Genomic DNA, 15114 nt, shown 5'->3' with positions numbered 1-15114 from the left:
ACGGACGTGCTGCTTGCGGAGCGCTATCGCACGTCCGAGATTCTCGGCCATGGTGGGATGGGCGAGGTCTATCGCGGGTGCGACGAAATCCTGGGTCGCCCGGTCGCGGTGAAGCTCCTCCGGCCGGATCTGCGCGATCCGTTCGCCGCGGCACGGTTCCGGCGCGAGGCCCGGGCGGCCGCCATGGTGCGGGATCCGCACGTCGTCGCGGTCTACGACTTCGGCCACTCCAACGGCGAGTACTACCTGGTCATGGAGCTGCTTGAGGGCCGCAGTGTCGCGCACGAACTCGCGCTGCACGGTCCGCTCCCCCCGGACCGCGCTGTCAGCATCGTCCAGCAGGTGGCCCGCGGGCTGGCGGCCGCGCACCGGCACGGCATCGTGCACCGCGACATCAAGCCGGACAACCTGCTGATCGACGTCGACGGCTCGGTGAAGATCGCCGACTTCGGCATCGCGCACTCGCCCGGCGGAACCATCACGCCGGCGTCGTCGGGCCTGATCCTCGGCACCAGCCTCTATCTCGCCCCCGAGCGGGCCCTGGGACAGCCGGCCACGCCCGCCACCGACGTGTACGCCCTCGGCTGTGTGCTGTACCAGCTGCTCACCGGGCGTCCGCCGTTCGATGGCGAGAACCCGACCGTGATCCTCTCCCAGCACGTCCAAGCCACGCCGACCGTGCCCGAGGAGGTTCCGGCACCGGTCGCAGACCTGATCCACCGGATGCTGGCCAAGGAGCCCGCGGAGCGTCCGACCTGCGACGAGGTTGCTTCCTGGGCCTTCGTCGACCCGCGGAACGCGACGACGGCCGAGCTCCCTCCCCCACCGCTACGCCGGAACCGGCGGGCGGTTTTCGTTGGCCTGGCCGCGCTGATCGCGCTCCTGGCAGCGGTGATCGCCGGGGTACTCACCAGCCAGAGCGCCGGTACGCCGCCGGCGCCGACGGATGTCGCTCCTTCCCGCACGCCACAGCCGACGGCTCCGTCACCCACGATGGTCACGACGCCGGCCGCGACGGCCACGAAGGTAATCACCAGAACACCGCCCGCGACCTCGGCACGGCCGACGGCCCGGACCCACACGACGTCGCAACCCGCCGCCAAGCAGCCTTCGGGCAAGCACAAACCGAAGCCGGGCAAAACGGGTAAACGCTGACAAGCACTGACATTCCAAGCAATGCCTTGACATCGGATCACGCCTGTCGCATATTCCAAGCATGTCTTTGGAAAAGGATCCGCGGCGGACGCGGCTGCTGAGTGACCCGCTGGCGATCCGGGCGATGGCACATCCCGTCCGGCTCGACCTGCGGTCGCTGCTGGGGCGTGAGGGACCGATGACCGCGGCGGAGGCCGCGCGGCATCTCGGGATCAGCCAGGCGCTGGCATCCCATCACCTGCGGCAGCTGGCGAAGTACGACTTCGTCGAGCCGGCTCCGGGCAAGGACAACCGCGAGCGGCCGTGGCGCCTGGTCTCGACGTCGCAGTCCTGGCGGGACGCGATGCGGACACCCGAGGGCGCCGCGGCCGCCGAGGTCCTCGAGCAGCTGATGGCCGAGCGCGCCCTCGACGACCTGGCGAAGTGGCAGCAGCAACGGCTGCACGAGGACCCGGTGTGGCGCGACAACTCCGGCATCGGCCAGACCGGGATCTACCTGACCGGCGAGGAGCTCGCCGAACTTGTCGGTCAGATCGACGCGCTGCTGCAGCGCTGGGTCGACGCGCGGCCCATCGACGACAAGTCCACCCGCCCGCCGGGCAGCCGGCACGTCTCGTTGACCCAGATCCTCACCATCTCACCGGAGCAGGAGGAGCGATGAAGGACTTGTGGGGCGTCCTCGCGCGGCAGCGCGACTACCGGCTGATGCTCGGCGCGGGCCTGATCTCGCTGATCGGCGACTGGCTGCTGCGCACCGGACTCGCGTTCCAGGTGTACGTGCTGACCGGCTCGACGCTCGCGTCCGGCGGCCTGCTGCTGGCGTCGTTCCTCCCGGCCGTCCTGCTCGGCTCGCTGGCCGGCGTCTTCGTCGACCGCTGGAACCAGCGGACCACGATGATCGTGACGAACGTGCTGAATGCGCTCGTGCTGATCCCGCTGGTCGCCGTCCACGACGCGAGCACGATCTGGATCGTGTACGGCGTCGTGCTCGCGCAGAGCTGTCTGCAGCAGTTCTTCACGCCGGCCGAGCAGTCGCTGGTCCCGGTCCTGGTGAACTCCGAGCAGCTCGTGACCGCGAACGCGCTGAACAGCCAGATCCGCGATCTCGCCCGGCTGATCGGCGCCGCGCTCGGCGGTGTGCTGGCGGCCGCCGGCGGGCTGACGTTACTGGCGCTCGGGGACGCCGCGACGTTCCTGATCGCGGTCGGCCTGGTCGCCGCGATGCGGCATCGGCAGCAGCGGCCCGAGACGACGGAGGAGACCGCGGGTGGGGCGATCAAGCGGCTCAAGGAAGAGTGGACCGAGGGGCTGCGGCTCTGTGTCGCGGGGCCTGCGATGCGGCTGGTCTTCGTGTTCTGCCTGGTCACGGGGGTCGGCGAGGGCGTCATGAGCACACTGTTCGCGCCGTTCGTCAGTGCCGAGGTCGGCGGCGACGGGAAGGTGTACGGACTGATCGTGTCGTCGCAGGCGATCGGCGGGATCATCGGCGGCCTGGTCGCCGCCGCGATCGGATCGCGGTGGCCGGCGGCGACCCTGTGGGGCATCGGCGCGCTCGCCTTCGGCCTGATCGACACCGCACTGTTCCTCTACCCGCTGGTGTCCAGCAGTGTGATCCCCGCGTTCGCCTGCATGATCGTCGTCGGCCTGCCCGGCGCGCTCACCATCGCCGGCATGATGACGGTTTTCCAGAACCTCACCGTCGACGGCACCCGCGGCCGGATCTTCGGCGCGGTCGGCGCCGCCGAGAGCGTCGCGGTCCTGATCGGGATCGCCGCGGCCGGCTTCCTCGGCGACGCCGTCGGCATCATCCCGGTCCTCGTCGTCCAGGGCCTCGGGTACGTCGCCGGCGGGCTCGTCGTCCTCAGTCGGCGGCGGATGCTGGCGCCGCGGCCGGAAGCTGTTCTTCCTCAGCCGGCTTGACCCGGTGCAGCCGGACCCGCGCGACCCGGCGGCCGTCCATCTCGGTCACGGTCAGGGTGTGGGTCTCGAACGCGACCTCGTCGCCGGTGGACGGGACCTTCCCGAGCCGGGCGGCGAGGAAGCCGCCGACGGTCTCGTACGGGCCGTCGGGGAGCTCGATCGCGGTGGCGTCGGCGAAGTCGTCGAGGTTCAGCAGGCCGTCGACCTCGATGTCGCCGCTGCGCAGCCGGGTGGTCTCGGCCGCCTCCTCGTCGTACTCGTCCTTGATGTCGCCGATCAGTTCCTCGACCAGGTCCTCGAGCGTGACGATGCCGGCGGTGCCGCCGTACTCGTCGAGCACGATCGCCAGATGGGTGCTGCGGCGGCGCATCTCGGTCAGGGTCGGCAGCAGCTTCGCGGTGTCCGGCAGCATCAGGACCTCGCGTGCCAGGTCGCCGACCCGCACCGAACGGGTCGCGACCGCCGGGTCGAACAGGTCCCGGACGTGCACGAACCCGACGATGTCGTCGGCCGAGCCGTTCATCACCGGGTACCGCGAGTGCGGCCGCTCGGCGGCGAACTTGACCGCCTTGTACGCCGGCATCTCCGCGTCGACGAAGTCGACCTCGGTGCGCGGCAGCATCAGCTCGCGCAACTGCCGGCTGCCGGCCTCGAAGACGTCGTCGACGATCTTGCGCTCCTCCTCGCCGAGCGACTCGTGCGCCGAGACCAGGTCGCGCAACTCCTCGTCGGTCATCACCTCACGGTTCGCGTTCGGGTCGCCGCCGAGCGCGCGGACCACCAGGTCGGTCGACTTCGACAGCAGCCAGATCACCGGCCGCGCGCCGGACGCGATCCGGTCCACCAGCGGGCCGAGGGCGAGCGCGAATCCTTCCGCCCGCTGCAGCGCCAGGCGTTTGGCGGCCAGCTCGCCCAGCACGATCGACACGTACGAGATCAGGATCGTGATCAGCACCAGCGCGACCGTGTCGGACACCGACTCGGGCAGGCCGAGCTGCTGCAGCTTCGGTGAGAGGCCGTCGGCGAGCGTCGCGCCGCCGAAGGCGGCCGACAGGAAGCCCATCAGGGTCACGCCGATCTGCACGGCGGACAGGAACCGGTTCGGGTTGGCGGCCACCTTCGCGACGATCTCGCCGCGCCGGCCGCGGTGCGAGAGCGCCTTGAGCTGGCTTTCGCGGAGCGAGACCAGGGCCATCTCGGCCGCGGCGAAGACCCCGCCGATCAGCACGAAGACCAGGATCAGGACGATGTTGAGCAGGGTGTCGTTCATGGGTGGGTTTTCCTAGCGCCCTCTCGTCGACAGTCGAGAGGGCGGGCGTTGGGCGTAGTCGTCCATCTACCAACTCTAGCGGTGGGCAGTCCCACCGTGCATGTTCGAGTTTGTTGGTTTACGATGATTCCTGGCCGGACGCGTCGTACGGCCGGGAGGGTCACACGATGAACACACCCCGCGGCGTCCGCCGTACCGACACCAAACTGTCGGACGGCCGCGAGCTGATCTACTACGACCCGGCCGACGCGCCGGCCCGGGTGCCGCTCGAGGACACCCGCGGGCTGCCGGCCCCGCAACCGCAGATCGAGCTGCGCACCGACCCGCTCACCGGTGACGTCATCTCCTACGCGACCCACCGCAACACCCGCACCTACCTGCCGCCGGCCGACCAGTGCCCGCTGTGCGCGAGCAAGCCGGGCAACCCGACCGAGATCCCGGACCACGACTACAACGTCGCGGTCTTCGAGAACCGGTTCCCGTCCTTCGCCGGCCCGGGCCGGACCGAGGTGATGTGCTTCACCAGCGACCACAACCAGTCGTTCACCGACCTCTCCCAGGGCCAGGCCCGGCTGGTCGTCGACACCTGGGCCGACCGGACCGCCGAGCTCGGCGCCCGCGACGACGTCGAACTGGTCTTCCCGTTCGAGAACCGCGGCCGTGAGATCGGCGTCACGCTCAGCCACCCGCACGGTCAGATCTACGCCTACCCGTTCCTGCCGCCGCGGATGCGCACCCTGATGGCGCAGGCACGCAAGCACCAGGAAGTTGCCGGCAGCAACCTGTTCGCCGACGTGCTGGCCGCCGAGCGCAAGGAGGGCACCCGGGTCGTCGCGGAGAACGGCAACTGGACCGCGTTCGTCCCGGAGGCCGCGCGCTGGCCGGTCGAGGTGCACCTGTACCCGCACCGTCAGGTCGGCGGCATCGACGAACTGTCGGTCGGCGAGCGCGACGACTTCGCCGAGCTGTACCTCGACGTCCTGAGCCGCTTCGACGGCCTGTACGGCGAGCCGCTGCCCTACATCGCGGCCTGGCACCAGGCGCCGGTCCGGATCGATCGCGAGCTCGGCTACCTGCACCTGGAGCTGTTGTCGATCCGGCGGGCCAAGGACAAGATCAAGTACCTGGCCGGCTCCGAGTCCGGCATGGGCGCGTTCATCAGCGACACCCGGCCCGAGGACGTGGCCGAGACCCTGCGGAAGGTTGGCTCGTGAGCTTTCAGGACGTTTTCGGTACCGCGCCGGACGGCAGCTGGCGCGCGCCGGGCCGGGTCAACCTGATCGGCGAGCACACCGACTACAACGACGGCGTCGTGCTGCCGATCGCCCTGCCGAACCAGATCGTGGTGACCGCTGCCCGGCGCACCGACGGCCGGGTCGCCGTCACGTCCGGCGGGCACACCGGTGTGGTCGAGTTCGCGCTCGACGACCTCGCACCGCACTCGGTCGGCGACTGGGCGGCGTACCCGGCGGGCGCCGCCTGGGTCCTGCGCGAGTCCGGGTACCCGATCGGCGGCGCGAACCTGCACTTCGAGTCCGACCTGCCCTCGGGTGCGGGTCTGTCGTCGTCCGCGGCGCTGCTCTGCGCGACCGCCGTCGCGCTGCTCGGCCTCGTCGACGTGGAGATCGACCCGGCCGAGGTGGCCCGGCTCGCCCAGCGCGCCGAGAACCAGTACGTCGGCGCTCCCGTCGGCCTGATGGACCAGACCGCGTCGATGTGCTGCACGGCCGGTCACGCGCTCGCCTTCGACATCCGCTCCGGCGCGCTGGACCAGATCCCGTTCGACCCCGAGGCCGACGGCCTGCGGTTGCTCGTCGTGGACGTGAAGGCGCCGCACCGGCACGCCGACGGCGAGTACGCCGCGCGCCGGAAGAGCTGTGAGCACGCCGCGGCCGCGCTCGGCGTACCGGCCCTGCGTTCGGTGGAGTACGACGGGCTCGACGCCGCGCTCGCGCGCCTCGACGACGACGTCGACCGGCGCCGCGTCCGGCACGTGGTGACCGAGATCAAGCGCACCGAGGACGCGATCGCGCTGATGCGCGCCGGCCGGCTGTGCGACGTCGGGCCGCTGTTCACCGCGTCGCACGTCTCGTTGCGCGACGACTTCGAGGTCACCGTGCCCGAGCTGGACGTCGCGGTCGACGCGGCGCTCGAGGCCGGCGCACTCGGTGCGCGGATGACCGGCGGCGGTTTCGGCGGCTGCATCATCGCGCTGGTCGAGGCCGCGACGGCCGACTCCGTGCTGGCGGCGATCGAGAAGGCCTTCGCGGAGCAGGGATTCACGGCACCGACCTCGCTCGCCGCGACCCCGTCGGCCGGGGCCTCCCGGATCAGCTAGGTCAGGACAGCTAAGAAGCGATCACCAGGTCGCAGCCGGTGTCCCGCATCGCCTTGCGGGCGGCGGTCGACAGGCCGTCGTCGGTGACGATCACGTCCAGGTCGGACCAGGTCGCGAAGGTGCTGAGGCCGACGGTCCCCCACTTGGTGTGGTCCGCGACCACGACGACCTCACGGCTCGCCGCGATGAACGACCGGTTGGTCTCGGCCTCCATCAGGTTCGGCGTGCTGAGCCCGTGCTCGGCGTCGACGCCGTGTGCGCCGAGGAACAGCAGGTCCAGGTGCAGCGAGGCCAGGGCCGCGGTGGCGATCGGCCCGACCAGCGCGTCCGACGGCGTCCGGATGCCGCCGATCAGCACGACGGTGCGGTCCGAGCGCCCGTTGCCGTGGAACACGTCGGCGATCCGCGCCGAGTTCGTGACAACTGTCAGGTTCTCCACCCGCAGCAGCTGACGGGCCAGCGCGTACGTCGTCGTACCGGCGCCGATCCCGATCGCGCTGTCCGGCTGGACCCGGGTGGCGGCCTCGGCCGCGATCGCCTGCTTGGCCGCGGACTCCTGGGTGAGCTTGGCGTCGAACCCCGGCTCGTGCGCGCTGCGCAGCCCCACCGAGGTGGCGCCGCCGTGCACCTTGTGCAGCAGGCCGCTGGAGTCCAGGGCGTCCAGGTCGCGCCGGATCGTCATGTCCGAGACGCCGAACCGGTCGACCAGTTCGGCCACCGTGATCGCGCCCCGGCTGTTGACCTCGGCAACGATCGTGGCCTGCCGCTGGGCGGCCAACTGGCCGCCGCGGCCGCGTGGCGGTTCTGCTCCGGCTGCGTTCACGCCTCACAGCCTAATCGCGGATCGCCCCCCTGTCAGGGAAATGTGTTGCCCGGCCGGTGGCAGCGCGTCACGCTGGAGCATGCGATTTCCCGAGGATGTCCCCGAGTTGACCGACGGCGTGGTGACCCTGCGTGCGCACACGGCGGACGACGTCGAGCCGGCGTACCGGATGTGCCAGGACCCGGTGATGCAGCAGTGGACCACCATCCCGGTCCCGTACCTGCACGAGCACGCGGTCGGCTATCTCACCGAGATCATCCCGGCCGGCTGGCGCGAGAACACCTCGTGGGCGTGGGCGATCGAGTACGACGGGACGTACGTCGGCACCGTCGACCTGCGCGACGGCGAGGGCGGGGTCGGCGAGGTCGGCTTCGCGGTGTCGCCGGACGTCCGCGGCCACGGGGTGATGACGCGCGCGCTCCGGCTCGTGGTGCGGCACGCGTTCGACGGGCTCGGCTGGGACCGGGTGATCTGGCGCGCGTACGTCGGGAACTTCGCGAGCCGGCGGGTCGCCTGGAAGACCGGATTCCACGGCCTGGTGACGATTCCGGGCGGCGGGTTGTCGCGCGGCGTCCGCAAGGACGAGTGGGTCGCGTCGATCGGTCGCGACGACGAGCTCGAACCGCACGGCCACTGGTGGACGGTGCCGGTGCTCGACGGCGGTGCGATCCGGTTGCGGCCGCTGCGCGAATCGGACGCGCAACGGGTGATGGAGGCGTGCGGCGACGAGCGGACGCAGCAATGGCTGACCGGCATGCCCTCGCCGTACGGGCTGGACGACGCCAAGGGCTTCATCAACAACCGGCCCGTTGCCGCGGCGGAGGGCGAGGCCGTGGCGTGGGCGATCGCGGACGCGGTCACCGACGAGCTGCTCGGTAACGTCAGCGTCTTCGGGATGAACCACCGGATGGACAAGACGGTCGGCGAGCTCGGGTACTGGATGCACCCGGACGCCCGCGGCCGCAAGGTGATGTCGAGCGCCGTCGAGCTGGTGATCGCGCACGCGTTCCGGCCGATCGAGGACGGCGGCCTCGGCCGCCGCCGGCTGGTGGTGAAATGCGCCGCCGGGAACACCGCGTCCGCGCACGTTGCCGAGGCCAACGGCTTCACCCGGGTCGGCAACGAGCGCAGCGCCGACCGGCGCCGCGACGGCAGCTACGACAACCTGCTCACCTACGACCTGCTCGCCGGCGAGTACGCCGCCCGCCCCTGACATCTCAGGGGTCAACCCCTGACATGGCCGGTTGGCACCCGAGGATCCGGGTCCGCAACCGACCACCCAAAGGGTTGACCCCTCAGACGTCCAGGCGGTAGTGGTGACCGGCTGGAGGCAGAGGTTTACGGCGAGTTGGTGACAAACGACACCGGTTCCCCTCGCCGTGGCGCGATCGGGCTGCTTGAATCGACGGGTGAGAGATCGTGAGGAACTCGTCCGCCGTTGGCAGGCCGGGTGGTCCGTCTCGCGGGGCTGGACCACGGTTGAGGACGACAACGACGGCATCCTGATCGTCCGGGCAGGTGAGGAGAGCCGGCCGACGGAGTACGTCGTACTGGATGCCGACAACAAACCGGAGCGGGTGGAACGAGCCGCCCAGCTGGCCCTCGCCGACGGCGGCGGGCGCGGCTCGGGGTGGATCACGCTGGCCACCGACGACAAGGAGGCCCGGATCGAGCAACTGGAGAATCTCGGCCTCGAGGTCCAGCAGGACCAGGACTGGCTGATGACGATCCAGCTCTCGGAACAGCCGGCCCTGAAGCTGCAGGACCGCTACGCGCTGCACACCGAACTCGAGGACGACCTGATCATCACCCGCGCCACGATGCACGGCGGGGTGGTGTCGAGCGGCCGGATGGCGGTCGTCGGCGAGGACGCGGTCGCGGACCGGATCGAGACCGACCCGGCGCACCGCCGGCGCGGACTCGGCAGTGCGGTGATGGCGTCGCTGGTCGAGGCGGCCGCGGCGAAGGGCGCCAAACGCGGCATCCTGATCGCGTCCATCGACGGCCTGCGGCTGTACCGCAGCCTCGGCTGGAAGGTCATCTCCGACATCGTCATCGCGCGCTCCCGCTGACATTCAAACGATTGCCATAGTCAAACCGTTGTAAAGCGCGGTCTGCGCAGGAGTTGGCAAGCTCTTGCCTGGGCAAGGCTGCACAGCATGACGAACCACAGACGTCCCACGCGCAACGGCGTGTTGGGTCCGCTCCTCGCCTCCTTGTCGGCTCTTGCCCTGATGGCCGGGGTCGGGTGGTTCGTCATGCGTACTACGGACAGCAAGGTGACGAGCCAGGAGACGCCCGTCACGACGATGACGACCGCTGCCGACGACGCCCCGTCGACGACCCCGGTGCGTCCGACGAGTCCGTCGTACACACCTCGCCGTACCCCGTCCCAAACCCCGACCACCACCAGGAGCGTGACGCCGCGGCCGACGCGCTCGACGACGGCGCCGAGCCGGGGCGGCACGCGGACGCCCAGGCCCAGCACGTCGTCACCGACGCCCACGCGCTCCGCGACCCCCACGCCGACGAGGACGACCAAGACCTCCAAGCCCGTCGGCGGATCGGGCCCGGCCGAGTCGCAGGTCCTGGACCTGACCAACCAGGAGCGGGCGAAGGCCGGCTGTGGGCCGCTGCGGACCAACAAGGCCCTCACGCAGGCCGCCGAGGCGCACGCGGCCGACATGGTCGACCAGCACTACTTCGCGCACGACAGCCTCGACGGCCGCAGCCCGTTCGACCGGATGAAGGCGGCCGGATTCCGCGGCGGCGCGATGGCCGAGAACATCGCCGTCGGCTACTCGACTGCGGCCGCGGTCGTGCAGGGCTGGATGAACAGCCCGGGCCACCGCGCGAACATCCTGAACTGCTCGTACACGATGATCGGCATCGGCTACGACAGCGGCCAGGTGAAGCCGGAGTGGGGCAACGGCAGCTGGGTGCAAGATTTCGGCGGGTGACCCGCCAGTTCAGTCAATCGTTTTCTTCAGGATTCGTTAAGAGGGTCATCGGCTCTGTAACGATGACCTCGCGCGTCGGTTAAGGTCGCTGTTCGGTGACCAGGGGGGACCTGGCTGTAGTACGGGGAACGACGCGCAACTCGGTACGAAAACGAAGAGGATTCGCCCATCCCATGACGGATTCGCCTACCCCCCGGCGGCACCGCGGCAGTAGACGAGCTCCCCGCAGGAGCCGTGGCCTGGTCGGCCCGATCGTCAGCGCGCTCTCGGTCCTGGTCGCGATCGGCCCAGTGGTCTGGCTGATGTCACGCGACACGTCCCGGGTCGACGACGCCGCGAAGGTCCTGAACGTCTCCGAGGAGAGCCGCGTCGACGGTGGCTCGGCGGTCGAGGGTACGACGGCCGGCACCCCGCTGATCACCATCACCAAGACCTTGCCGAACGGCCGCACGACCACTGCCGTGCTCGGGACGCCGGCCCTCGGCGGTGCCGCGAACTCCACGACGACCGGCACACCGACCATCTCGGGTACGCCGAGTGACACGCCCGGCAACGCGCTCAGCACGCCGACGGCACCCACCGTCGGCGTGACCACCGTGACCGTGCGGCCGACCACGCCGCGCAGTACGGAGACGAAGACCGGCCGGCCGCAGCCGACGAAGACCGCGTCCACGACCACGACCGGTACGCCGACCAAGACCCGGAGCACCAGCCCGACCCCGAGTGACACCCCGAAGCCGCCGACGAGCGGCGGCGGGACGAACACGCAGGAGCGGCAGGTCCTCGAGTACACGAACCAGATCCGGGAGCAGCAGGGCTGCGGCCCGCTCCGGCTGGACAGCGCGCTCGTGGAGGCGGCTGGGAAGCACGCGTCGGACATGGTCCGGCGGCACTACCTGGACCACACGAACCCCGACGGACAGGACCCGGGCGACCGGATGGCGGCCGCCGGGTACCGCGGGTCGAGCTGGGGCGAGAACATCGCGGCCGGCTACGACAGCGCGCAGAAGGTGGTCGCCGCCTGGATGCAGAGCGACGGGCACCGCAAGAACATCTTGAACTGCCGATTCACCTCGATCGGCATCGGGTACGACCCCGGCCGGGTGCGGTCGGACTGGGGACCCGGCAGTTGGGTCCAGGACTTCGGCCGAAGCTGAGGCCGGGCCGACATGGTTGTCATTGTGCCTAGAACACCGAGTGTGGCCGGAACGTTGTCCCACGGTCACAATGTCCGGCCGGTTCGCGGTCGGTCGCGGCGGGTAGATCCGTCCTTGTCATGTTGCCGGACGTTCCTGGGGGGCTCCGGTGAGACGGCTGGTGAGGCGTCTCGATCTGGCGAGGAACGTCTTGGGGGCGCGACTTTGAAGGGAACAACGAAATAATGTCCGAGTCCGGCAACGGCCGGTACAAACCGCGCCGGAAGGCGACCCGAGCGGCGTCCCGCTCGACGCGGTCCGGCAACCGGTCCACTCCGCCCGCGGAATCCACCCCGGCCGCTCCGCCCGAGCCGCCGCGCTACGCGCCGCGGACGAGCGACGAGTCGCCGTTCTGGGCGAGTGCGCCGAAGGGCGGCTCGTCCAGCGAGTCCCCGTTCTGGGCCAACGGCAACCAGTCGCGCCCCGCCACACCCCAGTACGCCCCTCGCGGTGCCCTCCCCAGCTACACCGCCCCCGACACGACCTCCGGCCTGCCCACGCGACCGGCCGAGGAGTCCACCTCCGGTACGGCGAACCGGCGACCTGCCGGTGGTACGCCGTCGTGGGTCGAGCAGTCCCTCACGGCCGACACCGAGCCACCGAGCCGCGCCCGCCGAGCAGCCCGCTCCGAGCCCCCAGCACCCCTGGGCGAACCCGCCGGCACCTGGTCCTCCCGCCGAGCCGCCGACGACTGGGCCTCCCTGGCCACCCCCCGCGCCGAAGACGCAGGCCGGTCGGCCAGCACCGGCCATTCCGGCCTTGCAGGCACAGACGCCGTAAGCGGCGCACGTGGTACCGCCAACACGGCTGCTGACGACCTGGCCAACGCCGGACGCCGGTCAGCCGGCCGAACCGACGCAGCAGGAGCCGGCGCAGCCGCCCTCGCGGCAGCAGGCCTCGGCGCAACAGGCCAGGCAGCCGCAAGCACCAACACCTCCGGCACGGACGACTTCAGCACAAGCAGCTCAGGCTCTGCCTACGGCACAGACGACCGCACGGCAGCACGCACACGGGCGGCGGAAGCCGGCCTCGGCAGAACTGACCTCGGCGGAACCGACGTCGGTGGAACCGCCTTCGGCGACGACCGCGCGGACGAGCGTGCCGCGGCACGCGCGAGGGTGGCGGAAGCCGGCCTCGGCGCAACCGGGTTCGCTGGGGAACGGTCGGCGGCTGGTGGGGACGATGCGGCGGCGCATGTTGCTGGTGGTGGGCGGGGAGCTTCTGGGGGTACGCGCGGGAGTTCGGGGCCTGGCGTTGGTGGGCCGGGTCGGCGGGCTGCGGCTCGGTCGGCGGCTGCGGAGCGGGCCTCGAAGGGAAGGCGGGCAATTATTGCTATCGCTTCCGTGGTGCTGGTGATCACGCCGATCTCGTGGATCCTGCTGCACCAGCCGCAGAACGACGAGGCCGACGCGTCGGTGCCCATCGTCACGCGCACCGACGACACCTACATCACCCCGACCACGAAGGCGGCCAAGGTCACCCCGTCGGCCAAGGTCACCGTCCCACCAACGGCGACCCCGTCGGCCACCCCGACCAGCACCCCGTCGGCCACTCCCTCGTCGACCCCGACGAACAGCCCGACGGACACACCGACCGATACCCCGACCACCAAGTCGTCGACGCGCACGCCGACGGTCGCACCGACGTCCGCCCCGAGCACGACACGGCCCACCACCGCACCGACGTCTCCGGGCCGGACCGTCACCCCACCCACCCCGACCCAGACCACCACCACGCCCCCACCGCCTCCGGTGGACGGCGGCATGGACGCCAACGAGAAGCAACTCTTCGACATGATCGACAACGCCCGGGTGGACAACGGGTGCGCACGCCTGAAGCAGGACCCGAGCCTGACCAACAGTGCCGAGGGGACAGCCGGCAGCCGCGCCAAGACGGGCAGCGGGATGAACGACTCGTCCGGATCGCAGGTCGGCGCAGGCGGGGACAAGATGAGCGCCCAGCAGGCCTACGACGACCTGATGGCGGACAGCAAGGGCACTGTTCTGAACTGCAGCCTCGACACGCTCGGCGTCGGGTTCGGTACGGCCGAGCGGTGCACGCTCTTGCTCTTCTGCACCGACCGCAACGTCTGGGTGGCGAACTTCTCGTAGGACGCCCGCACGATTCCTCCCGGTTGGTGCGACCATGGTTGGGCGACCTGGTCCACCAACCCGGGGGAGGCTGGATGTTTTCCGAGCGTGATGACGTGGATCGGGTGGAGCCGGCGCATTTCGGGATTCATCCGGACGCGCTGGCGGCGGAGCGGCCGGATCCGCGGCCCGAGGAGGCCAGGCGGATGGGGCTGAGCCGGCACACCGAGGAGGGCGCGGTGCTGTCGTTCGCGTCGTCGCTCGACCGCGGCAAGCCGGCGCACCGGATGATGGCCTGGATCCTGCTCGTCACGTTCGCGGCGCCGGTGATCTACATCCTGCTCGTGCTGCTGTAGAACTCCTGCCGATGCCGCTGCGGCGTCGTCCCCAGCACGCCGTGGAAGTGATGCCGTAACGCGTCGCTGCTCCCGAACCCGCTCTCCGCGGCCACCCGCTCGACCGGCAGATCCGTTGTCTCCAGCAACAACCGCGCCCGGTCCAGCCGCTGCCGCAGCAACCAGGCCTGCCCCGAGCTCCCGGTCCGCGCCCGGAACTGCCGGGTGAAGGTACGCCGGGACATCGCCACCGCCCCCGCCCACTCGTCCAGCGAGACCGGCTGGTCGAGCCGCGCCCGCGCCCACACCATCGCCTTCTCGATCACGTCGTCGGCCGGGTCCGGCGGCACCGGCACCGGGATGTACTGCGCCTGCGAGCCGCTCCGGTGCGGCGCGACCACGATGTCGCGGGCGACCTTCTCGGCCATCTCGACCCCGAGATGCGTCCGCACCAGATGCAGGCAGCAGTCCAGCGAGGCCGCCGTACCGGCGGATGTCACCAGATCCCCCTGATCCGACCACAGCACGTCCGCCCGTACGTTCAGCGACGGGTAGCGAGACCGCAACTCGTCCGCGAACCGCCAGTGCGTCACCACTTCACGTCCCGCGGCGATTCCACTCTCCGCGACCAGGAATGCCCCGAGGCACAGCCCGACCACGGTCGCACCTCGCGCGTGCGCCTGCCGGATCGCGTCGAGCAGTACGTCGGACGCGACCAGCCCGGGCTCCCAGCTCGGCAGCACCACGACATCGGCGCGCTCCATCACCTCGAGCCCGTGGTCCACCGTGATCCCGAACCCGGCGCTGGTGGGAAACGACCCGGGCTGCTCGGCACACACCTGCACGTCGTACCGGTCGGGCAGGCCGCGGCGCTCGCCGAGGACCAGGCACGGCACGGACAGGTGGAACGGGCTCATCCCGGGATACGCGAGAACCGCGACAGTACGCATGAGAACAGTATGGCCCGATCTTCGGAAACTATGGCTCCCGGGCCAATGGTGAGACGGGCCGCCAGGACGGAGGATCG

The 15114-nt window shown here is 70.6% G+C and carries 14 protein-coding genes; 11 read left to right on the top strand and 3 right to left on the bottom strand.

Annotated features, from left to right (window positions below):
- Positions 1–6: 6 nt before the first annotated feature.
- The 3 genes from AB0L64_RS12890 to AB0L64_RS12880 all read left to right on the top strand — a co-directional run bounded on the left by AB0L64_RS12890 (position 7) and on the right by AB0L64_RS12880 (position 3075).
- The gene (locus tag AB0L64_RS12890) at positions 7–1155 is read left to right on the top strand and encodes a protein kinase (RefSeq protein ID WP_363710309.1); all 1149 of its coding nucleotides are present in this window, start codon (positions 7–9) and stop codon (positions 1153–1155) included.
- Between the two features lie 61 nt (positions 1156–1216).
- Positions 1217–1816 (top strand): helix-turn-helix domain-containing protein, encoded by a 600-nt coding sequence (locus tag AB0L64_RS12885; RefSeq protein ID WP_363710308.1) that lies wholly within the window; start codon positions 1217–1219, stop codon positions 1814–1816.
- Positions 1813–3075 carry an MFS transporter gene (locus AB0L64_RS12880; protein WP_363710307.1) on the top strand — a complete coding sequence of 421 codons (1263 nt, stop codon included), beginning with the start codon at positions 1813–1815 and terminating at the stop codon, positions 3073–3075. Before AB0L64_RS12885 ends, AB0L64_RS12880 begins: the two co-directional genes overlap by 4 nt.
- Here the strand turns inward: AB0L64_RS12880 and AB0L64_RS12875 are convergent.
- Positions 3017–4345, bottom strand: a complete 1329-nt coding sequence (locus AB0L64_RS12875; RefSeq protein ID WP_355696226.1) for a hemolysin family protein — start codon at positions 4343–4345, stop codon at positions 3017–3019. The genes AB0L64_RS12880 and AB0L64_RS12875 overlap by 59 nt on opposite strands.
- A gap of 167 nt (positions 4346–4512) precedes the next feature.
- Here AB0L64_RS12875 and galT point away from each other — a divergent pair, with 167 nt between their 5' ends.
- Both galT and galK read left to right on the top strand, forming a co-directional pair.
- Positions 4513–5559 (top strand): galactose-1-phosphate uridylyltransferase, encoded by a 1047-nt coding sequence (gene galT, locus AB0L64_RS12870; protein ID WP_355696225.1) that lies wholly within the window; start codon positions 4513–4515, stop codon positions 5557–5559.
- On the top strand, positions 5556–6683 hold the full coding sequence (gene galK, locus AB0L64_RS12865; RefSeq protein ID WP_363710306.1) for a galactokinase: 1128 nt from the start codon (positions 5556–5558) through the stop codon (positions 6681–6683). Before galT ends, galK begins: the two co-directional genes overlap by 4 nt.
- A gap of 10 nt (positions 6684–6693) precedes the next feature.
- Here the strand turns inward: galK and AB0L64_RS12860 are convergent, their stop codons facing one another.
- Positions 6694–7506 (bottom strand): DeoR/GlpR family DNA-binding transcription regulator, encoded by an 813-nt coding sequence (locus AB0L64_RS12860; protein WP_359938672.1) that lies wholly within the window; start codon positions 7504–7506, stop codon positions 6694–6696.
- A 79-nt stretch (positions 7507–7585) separates the two neighbouring features.
- Between AB0L64_RS12860 and AB0L64_RS12855 the strand changes: the two genes are divergently transcribed.
- The 6 genes from AB0L64_RS12855 (at position 7586) to AB0L64_RS12830 (ending at position 14108) form a co-directional block, all read left to right on the top strand.
- Positions 7586–8719, top strand: a complete 1134-nt coding sequence (locus tag AB0L64_RS12855) for a GNAT family N-acetyltransferase (RefSeq protein WP_363710305.1) — start codon at positions 7586–7588, stop codon at positions 8717–8719.
- 196 nt (positions 8720–8915) lie between these two features.
- Entirely contained in the window at positions 8916–9578 is a 663-nt protein-coding gene (locus AB0L64_RS12850; RefSeq protein ID WP_359938666.1) for a GNAT family N-acetyltransferase, read from the top strand.
- Between the two features lie 186 nt (positions 9579–9764).
- Positions 9765–10466, top strand: a complete 702-nt coding sequence (locus tag AB0L64_RS12845) for a CAP domain-containing protein (RefSeq protein WP_363710304.1) — start codon at positions 9765–9767, stop codon at positions 10464–10466.
- A 173-nt stretch (positions 10467–10639) separates the two neighbouring features.
- Positions 10640–11623, top strand: a complete 984-nt coding sequence (locus tag AB0L64_RS12840) for a CAP domain-containing protein (RefSeq protein WP_363710303.1) — start codon at positions 10640–10642, stop codon at positions 11621–11623.
- Positions 11624–13005: 1382 nt separating this feature from the next.
- Positions 13006–13773, top strand: a complete 768-nt coding sequence (locus AB0L64_RS12835) for a hypothetical protein (protein WP_363710302.1) — start codon at positions 13006–13008, stop codon at positions 13771–13773.
- 74 nt (positions 13774–13847) lie between these two features.
- Positions 13848–14108: a hypothetical protein gene (locus tag AB0L64_RS12830; RefSeq protein ID WP_355696210.1), complete on the top strand. Its 261-nt coding sequence runs from the start codon at positions 13848–13850 to the stop codon at positions 14106–14108.
- On the opposite strand, the gene AB0L64_RS12825 is transcribed toward AB0L64_RS12830, so the two are convergent.
- Positions 14084–15037: a helix-turn-helix domain-containing protein gene (locus AB0L64_RS12825; protein ID WP_363710301.1), complete on the bottom strand. Its 954-nt coding sequence runs from the start codon at positions 15035–15037 to the stop codon at positions 14084–14086. The two genes, AB0L64_RS12830 and AB0L64_RS12825, sit on opposite strands and share 25 nt — an antisense overlap.
- Between the last annotated feature and the right edge of the window lie 77 nt (positions 15038–15114).

The organism is Kribbella sp. NPDC051936, from assembly GCF_040680955.1.
Lineage (GTDB): Bacteria > Actinomycetota > Actinomycetes > Propionibacteriales > Kribbellaceae > Kribbella.
This window is presented reverse-complemented; position numbering and strand designations above follow the sequence as displayed.